Annotated in this window: 15 protein-coding genes; 12 read left to right on the top strand and 3 right to left on the bottom strand. The window is 72.3% G+C overall.

The window, feature by feature from the left end; genetic code table 11:
- Window positions 1-89: 89 nt before the first annotated feature.
- Genes AB0910_RS16075 through AB0910_RS16060 form a run of 4 tightly spaced genes read left to right on the top strand, consistent with a single transcriptional unit; the run spans window position 90 to window position 5,920 of the window.
- Window positions 90-1,706 carry a carboxyl transferase domain-containing protein gene (locus AB0910_RS16075; RefSeq protein ID WP_366745204.1) on the top strand — a complete coding sequence of 539 codons (1,617 nt, stop codon included), beginning with the start codon at window positions 90-92 and terminating at the stop codon, window positions 1,704-1,706.
- 16 nt (window positions 1,707-1,722) lie between these two features.
- Complete coding sequence (locus AB0910_RS16070; protein WP_366745234.1) at window positions 1,723-3,780, top strand: biotin carboxylase N-terminal domain-containing protein; 2,058 nt, start codon at window positions 1,723-1,725, stop codon at window positions 3,778-3,780.
- Window positions 3,777-4,751 carry a hydroxymethylglutaryl-CoA lyase gene (locus AB0910_RS16065; RefSeq protein WP_366745203.1) on the top strand — a complete coding sequence of 325 codons (975 nt, stop codon included), beginning with the start codon at window positions 3,777-3,779 and terminating at the stop codon, window positions 4,749-4,751. Before AB0910_RS16070 ends, AB0910_RS16065 begins: the two co-directional genes overlap by 4 nt.
- 8 nt (window positions 4,752-4,759) lie before the next feature.
- Window positions 4,760-5,920: an acyl-CoA dehydrogenase family protein gene (locus AB0910_RS16060; RefSeq protein ID WP_366745202.1), complete on the top strand. Its 1,161-nt coding sequence runs from the start codon at window positions 4,760-4,762 to the stop codon at window positions 5,918-5,920.
- An 868-nt stretch (window positions 5,921-6,788) separates the two neighbouring features.
- On the opposite strand, the gene AB0910_RS16055 is transcribed toward AB0910_RS16060, so the two are convergent.
- The gene (locus tag AB0910_RS16055) at window positions 6,789-7,199 is read right to left on the bottom strand and encodes a PIN domain-containing protein (RefSeq protein WP_366745201.1); all 411 of its coding nucleotides are present in this window, start codon (window positions 7,197-7,199) and stop codon (window positions 6,789-6,791) included.
- Window positions 7,196-7,417, bottom strand: a complete 222-nt coding sequence (locus AB0910_RS16050; RefSeq protein WP_366745200.1) for a type II toxin-antitoxin system VapB family antitoxin — start codon at window positions 7,415-7,417, stop codon at window positions 7,196-7,198. The genes AB0910_RS16055 and AB0910_RS16050 overlap by 4 nt, the downstream gene beginning before the upstream one ends.
- 211 nt (window positions 7,418-7,628) lie before the next feature.
- On the opposite strand from AB0910_RS16050, the gene AB0910_RS16045 reads away from it, so the two are divergent.
- From AB0910_RS16045 to glmS, 8 genes are all read left to right on the top strand, one after another.
- Window positions 7,629-8,669 (top strand): ABC transporter substrate-binding protein, encoded by a 1,041-nt coding sequence (locus tag AB0910_RS16045; protein WP_366745199.1) that lies wholly within the window; start codon window positions 7,629-7,631, stop codon window positions 8,667-8,669.
- A 1-nt stretch (window position 8,670) separates the two neighbouring features.
- Window positions 8,671-9,531 (top strand): siderophore-interacting protein, encoded by an 861-nt coding sequence (locus AB0910_RS16040; RefSeq protein WP_366745198.1) that lies wholly within the window; start codon window positions 8,671-8,673, stop codon window positions 9,529-9,531.
- A gap of 433 nt (window positions 9,532-9,964) precedes the next feature.
- Window positions 9,965-11,431, top strand: coding sequence for an aspartate aminotransferase family protein (locus AB0910_RS16035; RefSeq protein ID WP_366745197.1), 1,467 nt, complete (start codon window positions 9,965-9,967; stop codon window positions 11,429-11,431).
- Window positions 11,415-12,734: a lysine N(6)-hydroxylase/L-ornithine N(5)-oxygenase family protein gene (locus AB0910_RS16030; protein WP_366745196.1), complete on the top strand. Its 1,320-nt coding sequence runs from the start codon at window positions 11,415-11,417 to the stop codon at window positions 12,732-12,734. Before AB0910_RS16035 ends, AB0910_RS16030 begins: the two co-directional genes overlap by 17 nt.
- Window positions 12,731-13,351 (top strand): GNAT family N-acetyltransferase, encoded by a 621-nt coding sequence (locus tag AB0910_RS16025; protein ID WP_366745195.1) that lies wholly within the window; start codon window positions 12,731-12,733, stop codon window positions 13,349-13,351. Before AB0910_RS16030 ends, AB0910_RS16025 begins: the two co-directional genes overlap by 4 nt.
- Window positions 13,348-15,138, top strand: a complete 1,791-nt coding sequence (locus AB0910_RS16020; protein ID WP_366745194.1) for an IucA/IucC family siderophore biosynthesis protein — start codon at window positions 13,348-13,350, stop codon at window positions 15,136-15,138. Before AB0910_RS16025 ends, AB0910_RS16020 begins: the two co-directional genes overlap by 4 nt.
- Before the next feature lie 151 nt (window positions 15,139-15,289).
- Window positions 15,290-15,565, top strand: a complete 276-nt coding sequence (locus AB0910_RS16015) for a hypothetical protein (protein WP_366745193.1) — start codon at window positions 15,290-15,292, stop codon at window positions 15,563-15,565.
- A 73-nt stretch (window positions 15,566-15,638) separates the two neighbouring features.
- Entirely contained in the window at window positions 15,639-17,468 is a 1,830-nt protein-coding gene (gene glmS / locus AB0910_RS16010; protein WP_366745192.1) for a glutamine--fructose-6-phosphate transaminase (isomerizing), read from the top strand.
- A 381-nt stretch (window positions 17,469-17,849) separates the two neighbouring features.
- Here the strand turns inward: glmS and AB0910_RS16005 are convergent, their stop codons facing one another.
- Entirely contained in the window at window positions 17,850-18,371 is a 522-nt protein-coding gene (locus tag AB0910_RS16005) for a universal stress protein (RefSeq protein ID WP_366745191.1), read from the bottom strand.
- Window positions 18,372-18,556 lie beyond the last annotated feature (185 nt).

Below are 18,556 nucleotides of genomic sequence, written 5' to 3'. Positions count from 1 at the left end.
CGATTCATTCTAGACAGAGGTGTTAGCGGTCGTTAACCTGGTCGGTGGGGTTAACGCTCATTAACCGAACCGTGCAGGGGGTCCCGCAGATGCGACAGGCACCGGTGCTCGCGAGCGCCGCCGATCCCTCGGCCGAGAGCTGGCGGGTGAACGAGGCGGCCCACGAGGCGCTCGCCGACGAGCTGCGCGGGCGCCTCGCCGCGGCGGCGCGGGGCGGCGGCGAGCGGGCCCGCGCCCGGCACACGGCCCGCGGCAAGCTGCTGCCGCGCGAGCGGGTGGACGCCCTGCTCGACCCCGGCTCCCCCTTCCTCGAACTGGCGCCGCTCGCGGCGGAGGGGATGTACGGCGGGGACGCCCCCGCAGCCGGTGTGATCGCCGGGATCGGCCGGGTCTCGGGCCGGGAGGCGATGATCATCGCCAATGACGCGACGGTCAAGGGCGGCACGTACTACCCGATGACGGTCAAGAAGCACCTGCGCGCGCAGGAGGTGGCGCTGGAGAACCGCCTGCCGTGCCTGTACCTGGTCGACTCGGGCGGCGCCTTCCTGCCGATGCAGGACGAGGTCTTCCCCGACCGCGACCACTTCGGCCGCATCTTCTACCACCAGGCGCGGATGTCGGCGGCGGGCATCCCGCAGATCGCCGCGGTCCTCGGGTCCTGCACGGCGGGCGGCGCGTACGTGCCGGCGATGAGCGACGAGGCGGTGATCGTGCGCGGCCAGGGCACGATCTTCCTCGGCGGCCCGCCGCTGGTGAAGGCGGCCACGGGCGAGGTCGTCACGGCGGAGGAGCTGGGCGGCGGCGAGGTCCACTCGCGGATCTCCGGCGTGACGGACCACCTCGCCGAGGACGACGCGCACGCACTGCGCATCGTGCGCACGATCGTCTCGACGCTGCCGGGGCGCGGCCCGCTGCCCTGGTCGGTGGAGCCGGTCGAGGAGCCGAAGGCCGACCCGGGCGGCCTCTACGGCATGGTCCCCGTCGACCCCCGCACCCCGTACGACGTGCGGGAGGTGATCGCGCGGGTGGTGGACGGCTCGCGGTTCGCCGAGTTCAAGGCCGAGTTCGGCACGACGCTGGTGACGGGCTTCGCCCGGGTCCACGGCCACCCGGTGGGCGTCGTCGCGAACAACGGCATCCTCTTCTCCGAGTCGGCGCAGAAGGGCGCGCACTTCGTCGAGCTGTGCGACCAGCGCGGCATCCCCCTGCTGTTCCTCCAGAACATCTCGGGCTTCATGGTCGGCAGGGACTACGAGGCGGGCGGCATCGCCAAGCACGGCGCGAAGATGGTCACGGCGGTGGCCTGCGCCCGGGTGCCCAAGCTGACGGTGGTGGTGGGCGGTTCGTACGGCGCGGGCAACTACTCGATGTGCGGGCGGGCCTACTCGCCGCGCTTCCTGTGGATGTGGCCCAACGCGAAGATCTCCGTGATGGGCGGCGAGCAGGCCGCGGCGGTCCTCGCGACCGTCAAGCGCGACCAGTTGGCGGGCCGCGGCGAGGAGTGGCCCGCGGCGGACGAGGAGGCGTTCAGGGCCCCGATCCGCGAGCAGTACGAGCGGCAGGGCAGCGCCTACTACGCGACGGCGCGGCTGTGGGACGACGGGGTGATCGACCCGCTCGACACCCGCAGGGTGGTCGGCCTCGCGCTGACGGCCTGCGCCAACGCACCGCTGGGCGAGCCGGGTTACGGCGTCTTCAGGATGTGAGGAGTCGGGAGTGACGATGTTCGACAGTGTCCTGGTCGCCAACAGGGGCGAGATCGCCGTCCGGGTGATCCGCACGCTGCGGGCGATGGGGCTGCGCTCCGTCGCGGTGTTCAGCGACGCGGACGCGGACGCGCGCCATGTGCGCGAGGCGGACACGGCCGTCAGGATCGGTCCTGCGGCCGCGGCCGAGAGCTATCTCTCGGTGGAGCGGCTGCTCGACGCGGCCCGCCGCACGGGCGCGGACGCCGTGCACCCCGGATACGGCTTCCTCGCGGAGAACGCGGGCTTCGCCGCCGCCTGCGCCGACGCGGGCCTGGTGTTCGTCGGGCCGCCCGCGTCCGCGATCGAGCTGATGGGCGACAAGATCCGGGCGAAGGAGACGGTGGCGGCAGCGGGCGTGCCGGTGGTCCCCGGCTCCTCGGGCAGCGGCCTCTCCGACGCCGAACTCGCGGCAGCCGCGCGGGAGATCGGCATGCCGGTGCTGCTCAAGCCGTCGGCGGGCGGCGGCGGCAAGGGCATGCGCCTGGTGCGCGAGGAGGCGGCGCTCGGCGAGGAGATCGCGGCGGCCCGCAGGGAGGCCCGCGCGTCCTTCGGCGACGACACCCTGCTCGTGGAGCGGTGGGTGGACCGGCCGCGCCACATCGAGATCCAGGTGATGGCCGACGCGCACGGCCGCGTCGTGCACCTCGGGGAGCGCGAGTGCTCGCTCCAGCGGCGCCACCAGAAGGTGGTCGAGGAGGCGCCTTCGGTCCTGCTGGACGGGGCGACCCGCGCGGCGATGGGCGAGGCCGCGGTAGCCGCGGCGAAGTCCTGCGGCTATGTGGGCGCGGGCACCATCGAGTTCATCGTGCCGGGCGCCGACCCCTCCGCGTACTGCTTCATGGAGATGAACACCCGCCTCCAGGTGGAGCACCCGGTCACCGAGTACGTGACCGGGCTCGACCTGGTCGAGCTCCAGCTGCGGGTCGCCGCGGGCGAGCCGCTGCCGCTCGCGCAGGAGGACGTGGCGCTGACCGGGCACGCGATCGAGGCGCGGCTGTGCGCGGAGGACCCGGCGCGCGGCTTCCTGCCCACCGGCGGCTCGGTGCTCGCGCTGCGCGAGCCCGCGGGCCCCGGCGTGCGCACGGACTCGGGCCTCAGCATCGGCACGGAGGTCGGCAGCGCGTACGACCCGATGCTCGCCAAGGTCGTCGCGTACGGCCCCGACCGGGCGACCGCGGTGCGCAGGCTGCGCGGCGCGCTCGCCGGGACGGTGACGCTGGGCGTCACGACCAACGCGGGCTTCCTGCGGCGGCTGCTCGCCCACCCCAGGGTGGTCGCGGGTGACCTGGACACGGGCCTGGTCGAGGCGGAGGCCGAGGGGCTGTTGCCCGCAGGCGTGCCGCCCGAGGTGTACGCGGCGGCGGCGCTGCTGCTGCGCGCCGAGCGGGACGCGGCGCGGCAGGCCGGCGTCTGGCGCGACCCGTTCGCCGCGGGCGACGGCTGGCGGCTCGGCGGGACGCCCGCCTGGGTGCCGTACCCGCTGCGGGTGCCGGGCGGCGAGCCGGTGGCGGTGCTGCTGCGCGGCGGCGAGGCGCGGGTCGGCGAGGCCGCCCCGGCCCCGGCCAGGCTGGTGGGCACGGGCACAGCTACAGGTACAGACACCGGGACCGGCACAGACACCGGCACCGGGACCGGCACCGGGCGTGAAGCGGCGTACGTCGGTGTGGAGTTCGGCGGCGCCGTGCACCGCTTCGCGGCCCTGGCCACGCCGGAGGGCGTGTGGCTCGGCAGGGACGGCGACAGCTGGGAGGTCCGCCGCCACGACCCGGCGGCGGCCGGGCGCTCCGCGGCCGCGGCGGGCGGCGGCTCGCTGACCGCGCCGATGCCCGGCACGGTGACGGTCGTCAAGGTCGCGGCCGGCGACACCGTCGCGGCGGGCCAGAGCCTGCTGGTGGTCGAGGCGATGAAGATGGAGCACGTCGTCTCCGCCCCGTACGCGGGCACCGTCACCGAACTCGACGTGCGGCCGGGCGCGACGGTCGCCATGGACCAGGTGCTCGCCGTCGTCACACCCGACGAGGAGGGCTCATGAGCGAGGCGCCGCGTACACCGGAGGCCGCGGGCGGTCCTGAGGCGCTGCCGATGGCGGTGCCCGCGGACGGCCTGCCGCCCCGGGTGCGGATCTACGAGGTCGGCGCGCGCGACGGCCTGCAGAACGAGTCGGCGGTCGTCCCCGTCGGGGTGAAGGCCGAGTTCATCCACCGCCTCGCGGACGCGGGCCTGGCCACTGTCGAGGCGACCAGCTTCGTGCACCCCAAGTGGGTGCCCCAACTCGCGGATGCCGCCGAGCTGTTCCCGATGCTCCACGACATCAGGGGCGTGGCGCTGCCGGTCCTCGTGCCCAATGAGCGCGGCCTGGAGCGCGCGCTCGACCTGGGGGTGCGCGGGATCGCGGTGTTCGGCAGCGCCACCGAGTCGTTCGCGAAGGCCAACCTCAACCGCACGGTGGACGAGTCGCTCGCGATGTTCGCGCCGGTGGTGGCCCGCGCGAAGGAGCACGGGCTGCGGGTGCGCGGCTACCTGTCGATGTGCTTCGGCGACCCGTGGGAGGGGCCCGTGCCCGTCCACCGGGTGGTGCGGGTGGCCGGGGTCCTGCGGGACCTCGGCTGCGACGAGCTCTCCCTCGGCGACACCATCGGCGTCGCCACCCCGGGCCATGTGCGGGCCCTGCTCTCCGGGCTCGGCGAGGCGGGCGTGCCGGCCGACGCGCTCGGGGTGCACTTCCATGACACGTACGGCCAGGCGCTCGCCAACACCCTGGCGGCGCTCCAGCACGGCGTGACCACCGTCGACGCGTCGGCGGGCGGCCTCGGCGGCTGCCCGTTCGCCAAGAGCGCCACCGGCAACCTCGCCACCGAGGACCTCGTCTGGATGCTGCGCGGCCTCGGCATCGAGACCGGCGTCGACCTCGGCCGGCTGGTCGCCACCAGCACCTGGATGGCCGACCGGCTGGGCCGGCCAAGTCCCTCCCGTACCGTACGGGCCCTGACCCGCAAGGGGTGACGCACACGATGTCCCTGGACCACACACTCTCCGACGAGCACGAGGAACTCCGGCGCACGGTCGAGGAGTTCGCCCACGACGTGGTCGCCCCGAAGATCGGCGACTTCTACGAGCGGCACGAGTTCCCCTACGAGATCGTCCGCGAGATGGGCCGCATGGGCCTGTTCGGGCTGCCGTTCCCCGAGGAGTACGGCGGGATGGGCGGCGACTACCTGGCGCTGTGCCTCGCCTTGGAGGAGCTGGCCCGGGTCGACTCGTCGGTGGCGATCACCCTGGAGGCGGGCATCTCCCTGGGCGCGATGCCGGTGTTCCGCTTCGGCACGGAGGAGCAGAAGCGGGAGTGGCTGCCGCGGCTGTGCTCGGGCGAGATGCTGGGCGCGTTCGGCCTCACCGAGCCGGAGGGCGGCTCGGACGCGGGCGGCACACGCACCACGGCGGTGCGCGAGGGCGACGAGTGGGTCATCAACGGCACCAAGTGCTTCATCACCAACTCGGGCACGGACATCACGGGCCTGGTGACGGTCACCGCGGTCACCGGCCGCGCGGACGGCGGCAGGCCCCGCATCTCCTCGATCATCGTGCCCGCCGGCACGCCGGGCTTCACCGTGGCGCCGCCGTACTCCAAGGTCGGGTGGAACGCGTCGGACACCCGGGAGCTGTCCTTCGCCGATGTACGGGTCCCCGCCGCGAACCTGCTCGGCGAGGAGGGCCGCGGCTACGCGCAGTTCCTGCGCATCCTCGACGAGGGCAGGATCGCGATCGCCGCGCTGGGCACGGGCCTCGCGCAGGGGTGTGTGGACGAGTCCGTGCGGTATGCGCGCGAGCGGCGGGCCTTCGGGCGGGCGATCGGCGACAACCAGGCCATCCAGTTCAAGCTGGCCGACATGGAGACGCGGGCGTACCTCTCCCGCCTCGGCTGGCGGGACGCCGCGTCCCGGCTGCTGCGGGGCGCGCCCTTCAAGAAGGAGGCGGCGATGGCGAAGCTGCACTCGTCCACGATCGCCGTCGACAACGCCCGCGACGCGACGCAGATCCACGGCGGCTACGGCTTCATGAACGAGTTCCCCGTGGCCAGGATGTGGCGCGACGCCAAGATCCTGGAGATCGGCGAGGGCACGAGCGAGGTCCAGCGCATGCTCATCGCCAGAGAACTGGGCTTCCCCGGCTGAGCCGGCGCGGGCCCGGGGCCCTCGTCCTCGCGAGAGAGACAACGGTCATGGCCTGGGTTTTCCTCCCTGCCCGGTCCGCGCTTGGGGTCTGCTGCGGCGTCTGTGGTCGCGTGCACCCCCTGCGCTCACGTACGTGGCATCGGACTCCGCGGGCCGCGGATCGTCCTTCCGCAAAAACCCGCCCTGGGACATCTGCCGCCGCTAACGTGCTCAGCGTCCCGACGGCGCCGTGGCACCTGCGGGTTTCCCGTTCCCGTCCCCCCGGAGCGTTGCGGTGAGGCAGTATGCGTCGGCCTCAGGTTTCGCGCGCATCGTGCAGACAAACCGGCCGAGAAACCGAGTTGCTCACCCTGGACTCCTGGCGGAACGATTGTCGGTACTCACGCGTTGCCTTGCGACTCATCCATGGGCCAGGAGGCCAGGGCAAGACACGACTGGTCAGGCGGCCGGTGCCGATACTCCTGCTGGCGCGGTCTGCGGGAATGTGGTGGCAGATCCCGACAGCGTCCTGGCGACGCGAATGCCTTGCAGGGTTCAAGGTGTTGGAGGAATCCCTCGAAGCGTCGGGGAACAGTGCCGCGGCGCTCGAGCTCCGGACACGGCGCATGCGCCACAGCCGCAACGCCCAGGTCGACTTGCACGTACGGCATTGAAGATGACACAACCGACGCGATCGGAAAGCGAATGGAACCACAAGTGATGCAGCGTCGAGTTGTGGCGACGTTTCCGGCCTGCCGACGCCGATGGCATCGCGACCGCACTCAGCGACGACGCGGTAGGCGTTGGACCTGGAGGCATGGGACAGGGGCGCTCGACTGCACGTCCGTGGAAGTTTCCTGCCCGTACATGCCGGGCCGACGAGACGGCGTCAGGCGGTGTCGTGCACGTTGCATTCGGCCAGTTCGGGTGCCTGACGGGCGATTGCGCGGTAGTCGGCGTCGTCATGGAGGACGGTCAGGCCGTGGTGGGCCGCGGTGGCGGCGATGATGAGGTCCGCCGCCGAGGCACTGCGGTGCTCTCCGGCCCCTGCCATGCGGCGCTGCACCGCGCCGACCCAGCGTCCCGCGTTCTTGGGTACCGCCACGTCGGGGTAGAGGTCGGTGAACATCTCCGTGATCTCGTCGTACTCGCGCCCGTTCCTGGCACTGTGGAGGAACTCGGTGCGCTGCGGGTAGCAGGAGGCGACGACACCGGCATCGATGGCGTCGTACCAGGCCGACTGGAGTGCGGGATCGCGAAGCAGCCGAACCAGGCCTGATGTGTCAAGCAGGTACATCACCGGTCGGACTTCTCCGCCCTGTGAAGGCGCTCGGCGTCCTCGACGGCACCCCACTCGCGCGCGCGCTCGAAGTGACGAGTGATGCGCGCCGCCCGCTCCTGCCGGTCGGCGAAGTAGTGAAGTGCGAGATTGACCGCTTCCTTCTTCGTCCTGACCTTGGACAGCGCCATGGCGCGTTCCAGCGCGTCGTCGTCGATGTCGATCTGAGTCACGGACACACGACACCTCTCCTGCATGTTGGCAATATACATAGAAGAGTACATCACCAACATTGAGGCGTCCACGAGAAGGCGGCGGCCTCGCCGTAGCCCGAGGCCCTCGGGCGGGGCGGTGGGGGTGTGAGGTTAGGCTTACCTATCTATACATGCCCACCAGCCGGTTCCGGGCCCTGCCGTGGTCCGGGCGGCGCGAAGAAAGCGGGACATCGCCATGCCCGACATCCGTACCGCCCCCTCCGTGGGCCGCCGCGGGGTGCTCGCCGCCGGCGGAGCCCTGGGCCTCGGCGCGGCCCTGGCCGCCTGCGGCGGCGGGAAAAGCAGCGGCGGCACGGACAGCGCGAGCGACGGCGCGTCGCCGAAGGCGGGCCCCTGGTCCTTCAAGGACGACCGGGGCGTCGTCGCGAAGGCGGACCGCACGCCCCGCAACGTCGTGGCATTCATCGGGACGGCCGCCGCGCTCCACGACTACGGCATCGAGTGCAAGGGCGTCTTCGGGCCGACGAAGAAGAAGGACGGCTCAGCCGACGTCCAGGCAGGCGGCCTGGACGTGGACAAGGTCACGGTCATCGGCAACGTCTACGGCGAGTTCAACGTCGAGAAGTACGCGGCGCTCGCCCCCGACCTGCTCGCCACCGAGCAGTGGCAGAAGGGCGAGCTGTGGTACGTGCCGGACAAGTCGAAGGCCGAGATCACCGAGCTCGCGCCCGTGGTCGCTCTCGAAGCCTCGCAGACGACCATGCCGAAGGCGATCCAGCGCCACGAGGACCTCGCCGCCTCGCTCGGCGCAGACCTGAGGGCGAAGAAGGTCACGGACGCGAAGGCGGCCTTCGAGAAGGCGGCGGCGCGGCTGCGGGCGGCGGCCAAGGCCCGCCCGGAGATCACCGTGCTCATCGGCTCGGCCAGCCAGGACCTGTTCTACGTGTCGCTCGCGAAGACCTCGGCCGACACCGCGTACTTCCAGCAGCTCGGGGTGCGGTTCGTGGCCCCCAAGGTGGACAAGCAGGGCTTCTTCGAGAGCCTGAGCTGGGAGAACGTCGGCAAGTACCACGCCGACATCATCATGATGGACAACCGCTCCTCCGCGCTCCAGCCGTCCGCGCTGGCCGGCAGGCCGACCTGGGGGCAGCTGCCGGCGGTGCGGGCGGGGCAGGTCGTCCCCCGGGTGACGGAGCCCGTGTACTCGTACGCGCAGTGCGCGCCCGTCCTCGACTCCCTCGCGCAGGCCGTCGAGAAGGCGAAGAAGGTGAGCTGACATGGCGACGGCGACGGCCCCGAGCCCCTACCGCTTCTTCGACCTGACCGTCGAAAGGACCCGCGGCGTCGGCCCCTCGACGCTCCGGGTGACGTTCACCGGCACCGACCTCGCGCACTTCGCGTCACTCGGCCTCGACCAGAGCCTGTCGCTGTTCCTGCCGAGGCCGGGACAGGAGCGGCCGGTGCTGCCGAGGGAGCACGGCGGCGGCTGGTGGGCGGCCTGGCAGGAGATCGACGAGGGCGAGCGCGCCGTGATGCGCTCGTACACCCTGCGCGCGCTGCGGCGCGGTCCTGACGAGATCGACGTGGACTTCGTCCTCCACGGCGACCTCGGCCCGGCCTCGCGCTGGGCGGCGCGCGCGGTGCCGGGGCAGCGGGTCGTGGTGCTCGGCCCGCGGGTCGCGGACAACGCGGCGGTGCGCTTCCGGCTGCCCGGGTCCGCCGACTCGGTGCTGATCTGGGCGGACGAGACCGCGCTGCCCGCGGCCGAGGCGATCCTGGCGGCGCTGCCTGCGGGCATCGCGGCCGACGTGTGGATCGACGTGCCGCGCACCGCGGACCGCAGGCCGCTGCAGACCGCGGCGGACGCGCGGATCGCCTGGCAGGTCGCGGAGGACGCCCCGAACGCGGCGCGCGGCGCCCGCGCCCTCGCGGCGATGCGGGCCGCGGCCCGCCGCGGCACCCGCCCGTACGCCTGGCTCTCCGGCGAGTCGACCGCGGTCAGGTCGCTGCGCAGGATGCTCGTACGGGAGCGGGGCATGGCCAAGTCGGACGTGACGTTCGTCGGTTACTGGCGCCAGGGCGCGACCGAGGACCAGACCCGCGCCGAACTCCTCGCCAGGCCCACGGCCCGCACCTGACCCCTCGGCCCGGAGCCCGCGCCCCGCGCGCGCGTCGCGGGGCGCGCAGCGTGGCCGCCGCGGCCGGGGCGACGCGGGCCGGGGCCACTGCGGCGCCGGGAGCGCCCGCGGGCGGCGGCCGAGCTCGGCGTCGTTTCGCGTACCGCTCGGGGCGGGCCGCCGCTTCCGTCGCGCCCGGGCCTGCCATGCCTCTTCGCCGCCAGGCCCCGGAACGCCCGGGCGCGGGATCCCCGCGCGGCGCACCCGCCCGCCCGGGCCACGGGGGCGCACTCCGCACGCGCCCGTGCCCGCGCTCGCCGACGGCCTCGTGGGCACCCCCGGCGCCCCCGGCCAGAACAGGAAGTTAGGTTAGGCTAACCTTGCTTAGTGCGCACGGACCCCGTGTGCGTGCGTCGACTTCCGTATCCCCACCCCCCGCCCGGAAGGACCCCCTATGCGTTCTCACCTGCTCAACGACACCACCGCAGAGCGCTACCGGCGCTCCGTGGCCGACGGGGTCGGGCGGGTGGCCGCGCGCCTCGCGTCGGTGCGATCGCCCTTCTCCGGTGTGACTCCCGACGCACTCCGCCCCGAGATCGACGCCGTCGACCTGGACCGCCCCCTCGGTGACAACGACTCGGCCCTCGACGAGCTGGAGCGCGTCTACCTGCGCGACGCCGTCTACTTCCATCACCCGCGCTACCTCGCGCACCTCAACTGCCCCGTGGTGATACCCGCGCTGGTGGGCGAGGCCGTGCTCTCCGCCGTCAACTCGTCCCTCGACACCTGGGACCAGAGCTCGGGCGGCACCCTCATCGAGCGCCGCCTGATCGACTGGACGGCCGCCAGGATCGGCCTCGGGCCCTGCGCCGACGGCGTGTTCACCAGCGGCGGCACCCAGTCCAACCTCCAGGCGCTGCTGCTCGCCCGCGAGGAGGCGAAGATCGCCGAGGACACGCACGGCCGCAGGCGGCTGCGCGTGTTCGCCTCCGACTGCGCCCACTTCTCCGTGCAGAAGTCGGCGACGCTGCTCGGACTCGCCCCCGACGCCGTCGTGCCCGTGCCGGTCGACCGCGACCGGCGCATGCGGCCGGCAGCGCTCGCCGCCGCGGTCGAGGGCTGCCTCGCCGACGGCGACGTGCCGATGGCGGTCGTCGCGACCGCGGGCACCACCGACTTCGGCTCCATCGACCCGCTGCCCGAGATCGCCGCGGTGTGCGAGCGCTTCGGCACCTGGCTGCACGTGGACGCCGCGTACGGCTGCGGCCTGCTGGTCTCCCCCACCCGCAGGGACCGCATCGACGGCATCGAGCGGGCCGACTCGGTGACCGTCGACTACCACAAGTCCTTCTTCCAGCCGGTGAGTTCGTCCGCCCTGCTGGTGCGCGACGGGGCGACGCTGCGGCACGCCACGTACCACGCCGACTACCTCAACCCGCGCCGCGCGCTCACCGAGCGCATCCCCAACCAGGTCGACAAGTCCCTCCAGACCACGCGCCGCTTCGACGCGCTGAAACTGTGGATGACGCTGCGCGTGATGGGCGCCGACGGTGTGGGCCGGCTGTTCGACGAGGTGTGCGACCTCGCCGCCGACGGCTGGCGGCTGCTCGCCGCCGACCCGCGCTACGACGTGGTGGTGCGGCCCCGGCTCTCCACCCTGGTGTTCCGCTACATCCCCCGGGACATCACCTCGCCGGCCCAGATCGACCGGGCCAACCTCTACGCCCGCAAGGCGCTGTTCGCGTCCGGTGACGCGGTCGTCGCCGGCACGGTCGTGGACGGCCGCCAGCACCTGAAGTTCACCCTGCTCAACCCGGAGACCACCGTCTCCGACATCGCCGCCGTCCTCGACCTGATCGCGGACCACGCGGAGCAGCACCTCGCGACGGAGAACGGGGGACGCCTTGCCCGCGCATCCTGACACCGCGGCCGCCCGGGTCCACGACGTCCTGGGCGTCGGGCTCGGCCCGTTCAACCTGGGCCTCGCCTGCCTCGCCGAGCCGCTCACCGAACTCGACGCCGTGTTCCTGGAGAGCAAGCCGGACTTCGAGTGGCACGCGGGGATGTTCCTGGAGGGCGCGCACCTCCAGACGCCGTTCCTCTCCGACCTGGTCACCCTCGCGGACCCGACGTCGCCGTACTCCTTCCTCAACTACCTGAAGGAGGCGGGCAGGCTCTACTCGTTCTACATCCGCGAGAACTTCTATCCGCTGCGCACCGAGTACAACGACTACTGCCGCTGGGCGGCCGGGAAGCTGTCCTCCGTGCGGTTCGGCCGCACCGTCACCACCGTGGCGTACGAGGAGGCCGACGAGGTCTACCGCGTGCACACCGACCGCGGCGAGACCTACCGCGCCAGGCACCTGGTCCTCGGCACCGGCACCCCGCCGTACGTGCCGGAGTGCTGCGCGGGCCTGGGCGGCGACCTCATCCACAACTCCCGCTATCTGGAGGCGAAAGCGGCCCTCCAGGCGAAGGAGTCCATCACCGTCGTCGGCAGCGGGCAGAGCGCGGCGGAGATCTACCACGACCTGCTCTCGGAGATCGACACCCACCGCTACTGGCTGAACTGGGTGACCCGCTCGCCCCGCTTCTTCCCGCTCGAATACACCAAGCTGACCCTGGAGATGACCTCGCCCGAGTACGTGGACTACTTCCACGCCCTGCCGGAGGACACCCGCTACCGGCTGGAGAGGGAGCAGAAACCCCTGTTCAAGGGGATCGACGCGGAGCTGATCAACCAGATCTTCGACCTGCTCTACCAGAAGAACCTCAAGGGCCCCGTCCCCACCCGGCTGATGGCCAACACCGCGCTGCGCTCTGCCCGTTACGAGCCGGGCGCGCCGCCCGGCGGCACGTACACGCTGGGCCTGCACCAGGAGGAGCAGGGCCGGGACTTCTCGCTCGCCACCCAGGGCCTCGTCCTCGCGACCGGCTACCGCTACCGCACACCGGAGTTCCTCGCGCCCGTCGCCGAGCGGCTCAGGCTCGACGGGCACGGGCGCCTCGACGTCGCCCGCAACTACTCCGTCGACACGACGGGCCGGGGCATCTTCCTCCAGAACGGCGGGGTGCACACGCACAGCGTCACCTCGCCCGACCTGGGCATGGGCCCCTACCGCAACGCGTACATCATCGGCGAGCTCCTCGGCCGCTCCCCCTACCCGGTGGAGAAGGCCGTCGCGTTCCAGGAGTTCGCCGCGCCCGAAGGGACGCTCGCATGACCGACCCCGTACCCGGCCCCGCGCGGGGCCGCAGGCTCAGCGCGTACGCCGCGCACTTCACCCGCACCGACCCGCGCCTCGGCGCGTTCACCGTGCGCGGGGTCGACCCGCTGAAGGACGCCGTGCTGCTGCACCGCTGGGTCACCCATCCGAAGGCGTCGTTCTGGCTGATGCGGCACGACTCGCTGACCGACGTGGAGCGGGCGTACATGGCGATAGCCGCGGCCGAGCACCACGACGCGTACCTCGGGCTGCACAACGGCGCCCCGGCGTTCCTGATCGAGCGGTACGACCCCGCGCACGTCGAGCTGAAGGGCCTCTACGCGGCGGAGCCCGGCGACACCGGCATGCACTTCCTGGTGGACCCGCAGCCCGCGCGGCCGCTGCACGGCTTCACCCGCGCGGTGCTCACGACGGTGCTGGAGTTCCTCTTCTCCGACCCGGCGGTGCGGCGCGTGGTCGTCGAGCCCGACGTGCGCAACACTGCCGTGCACGCGCTCAACGAGGCGGTCGGCTTCCGGGTGGTGGAGAAGCTGGCCAAGCCGGAGAAGGAGGCGCTGCTGAGCGTCTGCACCCGGGCGGACTTCGCCGCGGCCACCGGGGGCGGTGCGCGATGAACCGCCCCTACCCCGCGCACGCCGCCGCGGCCGTCGCCCACCTCACGCCCGCGCTGTGGGCCGAGGCGAACCGCGCGCTGGTCCGCAAGGCGCTCGCCGAGTTCTCGCACGAGCGCCTGCTGGCCCCCGAGCACCTCGGCGACGGCGCGTACCGCGTGCTGAGCGACGACGGCGCGACCGAGTACCGCTTCAGCGCCGAGCGGTTCGCGCTCGACCACTGGCAGGTGGCCGCCGACTCGGTGAGCCGCCACCGCGGTGGGCGCGAACTCCAGCTCGACGCGCTGGAGTTCATGACCGAGCTGCGCGGCGCGCTGGCGCTGTCCGACGCGGTGCTCCCGGTGTACCTGGAGGAGATCTCCGCGACCCTCGCGGGCACCGCGTTCAAGCTCGCCAAAAAACCCGCCACGGCGGCCGAGTTGGCGTCGGCCGGCTTCCAGGACATCGAGACCGGCATGACGGAGGGGCACCCCTGCTTCGTCGCCAACAACGGCCGGCTCGGCTTCGGCGTGCACGAGTACCGGGCCTTCGCGCCGGAGGCCGCGTCCGAGGTGCGGCTGGTGTGGCTGGCCGCGCACCGCGACCACGCCACCTTCACCGCGGGCGCCGGCCTCGACCACGACACGCTGATGCGCGCCGAGTTGGACGACGCGGAGCGCGACCGCTTCTCCGCGGTGCTGCGCGGGCAGGGCCTCGACCCCGGCGACTACCTGCTGCTGCCCGTGCACCCCTGGCAGTGGTGGAACAAGCTGTCCGTGACCTTCGCGGCCGAGGTGGCCGCGCGCCGCCTCGTCCTGCTCGGCGAGGGCGACGACCGGTACCTGGCCCAGCAGTCGATCCGCACGTTCTTCAACTCCAGCCGCCCGGACCGGCACTATGTGAAGACGGCGCTCTCCGTGCTCAACATGGGCTTCATGCGCGGCCTGTCCGCCGCGTACATGGAGGCGACGCCCGCCATCAACGACTGGCTCGCGGGCCTGGTCGAGCAGGACGGCGTGCTGCGCGCGGCCCGCTTCTCGATCATCAGGGAGCGCGCGGCCGTCGGCTACCACCACCGGACGTTCGAGGCGGCGACCGCCAAGGGCTCCCCGTACCGCAAGATGCTCGCGGCGCTGTGGCGGGAGAGCCCGGTGCCCTCGCTCACCGGCGGCGAGCGGCTCGCCACCATGGCGTCGCTGCTGCACACCGACCGGGACGGGAGGTCGCTGGCCGCCGCGCTGGTCGCCGAGTCGGGGCTCGCCCCCGCCGAGTGGCTGCGCCGCTACCTGGACGCCTACCTCGTGCCGGTGCTGCACTGCTTCTACCGGTACGGCCTGGTGTTCATGCCGCACGGCGAGAACGTCATCCTCGTCGTCGAGGACGGCGTGGTGCGGCGGACGGTGTTCAAGGACATCGCCGAGGAGATCGCGGTGATGGAGCAGGACACCCCGCTGCCGCCCGAGGTCGAGCGCATCCGGGCCGACGTGCCCGAGGAGATGCGGCTGCTCTCGGTCTTCACCGATGTGCTCGACTGCTTCCTGCGGTTCCTCTCCCCCGCCCTCGTCACCGAAGGCGTGCTGGAGGAGGGCGAGTTCTGGAGCACGGTCGCCGACTGCGTCCGGGTGTACCAGAGTTCGGTGCCCGAGCTGGCCGAGCGGTTCAAGCGGTACGACATGTTCGCGGGCGAGTTCGCCCTGTCCTGCCTGAACCGGCTCCAGCTCCGCGACAACGAGCAGATGGTGGACCTCCAGGACCCGTCAGGGGCGCTCCAGCTCGTGGGCACGCTCCGCAACCCGCTGGCGGCAGGCTGACGCCGCCGTCGGCCCCCCGACCCCGCCTCCGCCGTCGCGTCCTTCGGCGGGGGCGGGCCCCTCCGCCCGTACACCCCCCGAATGCGCGGTTCTCTGCCCGATTCCGGGCAGAAATGTTGCTCAGCTCCCCGAATATCGGCACTATCAACGCGTGCTCGATCGCCGCGCGTCGTACGACGACCTCATCGACCACCTGGTCGGCTCGACCGCGCTGCGGCGCGGGGAGGCCGCCCGGGTGGTGCTCGACGTGCTGGCGTACTTCGACGAGACGACGGAGGAGTTCGTACGCCGCCGCCACCGGGAGCTCCAGGCCGGCGGCGCGCTGAACTCGGTGATCTTCGAGCGCATCGCGGCCGAGCTGCCGCACCGCGCCGTGGCGCCGCCGCAGCTCTCGCTGCGCCAGCTGCGCCGCATCGTCTACGGATGACACGCGGGCGCGGCGGGCGGCCGCCGCGCGGACGGCAAGGGCACACCCGATACCAGGAGGGGCAGAGCCTGACATGTGCGGAATCGTGGGTTACATCGGCAAGCGGGACGTCGCTCCGCTGCTGCTCGAAGGGCTGCAGCGGCTGGAGTACCGGGGGTACGACTCCGCCGGGGTCGTGATCACCGGCAAACCGGCCGCAGGCCGTCCCGCCGCGCTGCGGGCGGTGAAGGCCAAGGGCCGGGTGCGCGACCTGGAGGCCAGGATCCCCAAGCGCTTCGCGGGCACCACCGGCATCGCGCACACCCGCTGGGCCACGCACGGCTCCCCCAGCGACGAGAACGCGCACCCGCACCTGGACGCCGAGGGCAGGGTCGCCGTCGTCCACAACGGGATCATCGACAACGCCGCCGAGCTGCGGGTCAAGCTGGAGGCGGACGGCGTCGTCTTCCAGTCCGAGACGGACACGGAGGTCCTCACGCACCTGGTGGCGCGCTCGCAGGCGCCCACCCTTGAGGAGAAGGTCCGCCAGGCCCTCCAGCTCATCGAGGGCACGTACGGGATCGCCGTCCTGCACGCCGGCTTCCCCGACCGGATCGTGGTCGCGCGCAACGGCTCGCCCGTGGTGCTCGGCATCGGCGAGAAGGAGATGTTCGTCGCCTCCGACGTGGCGGCCCTGGTCTCGCACACCCGGCAGGTCGTCACGCTGGACGACGGCGAGATGGCCACCCTCAAGGCCGACGACTTCCGCACCTACACCACCGAGGGCTCGCTGACCTCGGCGACGCCGACCCACGTGGAGTGGGAGGCCGAGTCGTACGACATGGGCGGCCACGACACGTACATGCACAAGGAGATCTCCGAGCAGGCGGAGGCCGTGGACCGGGTCCTGCGCGGCCGGATCGACGACCGGTTCTCCACGGTGCACCTGGGCGGCCTCAACCTGGACGCGCGCGAGGCGCGCGGCGTGCGCCGGATCAAGATCCTCGGCTGCGGGACCTCGTACCACGCGGGCATGATCGGCGCGCAGATGATCGAGGAGATCGCCCGCATCCCCGCGGACGCGGAGCCCGCCTCGGAGTTCCGCTACCGCAACCCGGTGGTCGACCCGGACACGCTGTACGTGGCCGTCTCGCAGTCCGGCGAGACGTACGACGTGCTGGCGGCCGTGCAGGAGCTCAAGCGCAAGGGCGCGCGGGTGCTCGGCGTGGTCAACGTGGTCGGCTCGGCGATCGCCCGCGAGACGGACGGCGGCGTGTACGTGCACGCGGGTCCCGAGGTGTGCGTGGTGTCCACGAAGTGCTTCACCAACACCGTGGTCGCCTTCGCGCTGCTCGCGCTGCATCTCGGCCGGATCAGGGACCTCTCGGTGGCCGACGGGCGGCGGATCATCGAGGGCCTGCGGCGGCTGCCGGGGCAGATCGAGGAGATCCTGGCCGCCGAGGGCGACATCGAGAAACTCGCCTCGTCGTACGCGAACGCGAAGTCGATGATGTTCATCGGCCGGGTGCGCGGCTACCCGGTGGCGCGCGAGGCGTCCCTGAAGCTCAAGGAGGTCTCGTACATTCACGCCGAGGCGTACCCGGCGTCGGAGCTCAAGCACGGCCCCCTCGCGCTGATCGAGCCCGCGATGCCGACGGTCGCGATCGTGCCCGACGACGACCTGCTGGAGAAGAACCGCGCCGCCCTTGAGGAGATCAAGGCGCGCGACGGGCGCATCCTCGCCGTGGCCCACCGCGAGCAGCCCAAGGCCGACCACACGATCGTCGTGCCGAAGAACGAGACCGAGCTCGACCCGATCCTGCTGGGCATCCCGCTCCAGCTGCTCGCCTACCACACGGCGCTCGCGCTGGGCCGCGACATCGACAAGCCGCGCAACCTGGCGAAGTCCGTCACCGTCGAGTAGCCGCCCCGGCACCTTCGCACCGCCGCACAGCCGCCCCGGTCGGGCGGCGGGCGGGGTGGGGGGCGCGGCGCCCGGTGAGTGCCACCCGTTGGCACCGGGCGCCGCGCCCTCGGAAGGGGCCGGCGCCTGCCCTGGACACCGGCCCGTGGCCCTTCGCCGGCCCGCCAGGCCGGTCCGGCGCACCGGGCTCGGCGCGCGGCCGCGCCGCCGACGGGGTCCGCGGCCGTTATGTACCCTTCACCGGGCCGCGACGCACCTCTACGCGTGAGTAAATTCACTTTCACTGCAAGGGTATTGACGGTACGTCATACGCATGGGGCAGGTGGGGCGGGCGAGTCGGCGCACGGGGCGGCGCCGACCGAGGCAACAGGCGTCAGCGGCTCACGGGATGACGACCACAGGACGGCGCGCGCGGCGCGCGAGCCGGCCGGCGACGGATCCGAAGATGCGCCCCACGATCCCGTGCGTCGACCCCACGACGATCGCGTCGGCCGAGTACTCCTGGCCGACCTCCTCCAGCTCGTGGCAGATGTCCCCGCCGCGCTCCACCAGGATCCAGGGCACCTCGGAGAGGTGCTCGGCGCAGGCGAGTTCGAGTCCGAGCACCTCGGTGCGGTGGTCGGGCACGTCGACGAAGACGGGGGGCTCGCAGCCCGCCCACACGGTCGTCGGGAGTCTGTTGGCCACATGGACGATGATCAGGCCGGAACTGATCCGGCTGGCCATTCCGATGGCGTACGCGAGCGCTCGCTCGCTCGATGTGGAGCCGTCGAACCCGACCACCACTCCGTGGCGGAAGGCCGGATCGCAGGACGTGCTCGACTGTTCCTCCGCCAGCAGTTCCGCCAAGGGGTCGGCTACCTGCTTGCGGTCAGCGGGTTCAGGGATTTCGTGACCGGCCATGGATGTCTCGGCGAAGGAGGTCCTCTTGGGAAGGAACGACGATGGCGACGACGGGCGGGCGACGGGCGAAGCTGTGTCCGGGAATCATCTTTCCCAAGCCCTTACCCCAAGGGTACGGCGACACTCCTCTCATGCCCAGGCTTTGGCGTCCCACACGCGGCGCTCGCGCGCGGCGTTCCAGGGAG

Source organism: Streptomyces sp. NPDC047002 (assembly GCF_040704505.1).
Classification (GTDB): Bacteria; Actinomycetota; Actinomycetes; order Streptomycetales; family Streptomycetaceae; genus Streptomyces.
Note: the sequence above shows the minus strand (reverse complement) of the source record. Positions and strands in the feature narration are given on the sequence as shown.

Coding starts and splice junctions, on each gene's coding strand:
- AB0910_RS16075 (WP_366745204.1), top strand. CDS start 90: ATGCGACAGGCACCGGTGCTCGCGAGCGCCGCCGATCCCTCGGCCGAG.
- AB0910_RS16070 (WP_366745234.1), top strand. CDS start 1,723: ATGTTCGACAGTGTCCTGGTCGCCAACAGGGGCGAGATCGCCGTCCGG.
- AB0910_RS16065 (WP_366745203.1), top strand. CDS start 3,777: ATGAGCGAGGCGCCGCGTACACCGGAGGCCGCGGGCGGTCCTGAGGCG.
- AB0910_RS16060 (WP_366745202.1), top strand. CDS start 4,760: ATGTCCCTGGACCACACACTCTCCGACGAGCACGAGGAACTCCGGCGC.
- AB0910_RS16045 (WP_366745199.1), top strand. CDS start 7,629: ATGCCCGACATCCGTACCGCCCCCTCCGTGGGCCGCCGCGGGGTGCTC.
- AB0910_RS16040 (WP_366745198.1), top strand. CDS start 8,671: ATGGCGACGGCGACGGCCCCGAGCCCCTACCGCTTCTTCGACCTGACC.
- AB0910_RS16035 (WP_366745197.1), top strand. CDS start 9,965: ATGCGTTCTCACCTGCTCAACGACACCACCGCAGAGCGCTACCGGCGC.
- AB0910_RS16025 (WP_366745195.1), top strand. CDS start 12,731: ATGACCGACCCCGTACCCGGCCCCGCGCGGGGCCGCAGGCTCAGCGCG.
- AB0910_RS16020 (WP_366745194.1), top strand. CDS start 13,348: ATGAACCGCCCCTACCCCGCGCACGCCGCCGCGGCCGTCGCCCACCTC.
- glmS (WP_366745192.1), top strand. CDS start 15,639: ATGTGCGGAATCGTGGGTTACATCGGCAAGCGGGACGTCGCTCCGCTG.
- AB0910_RS16005 (WP_366745191.1), bottom strand. CDS start 18,371: ATGGCCGGTCACGAAATCCCTGAACCCGCTGACCGCAAGCAGGTAGCC.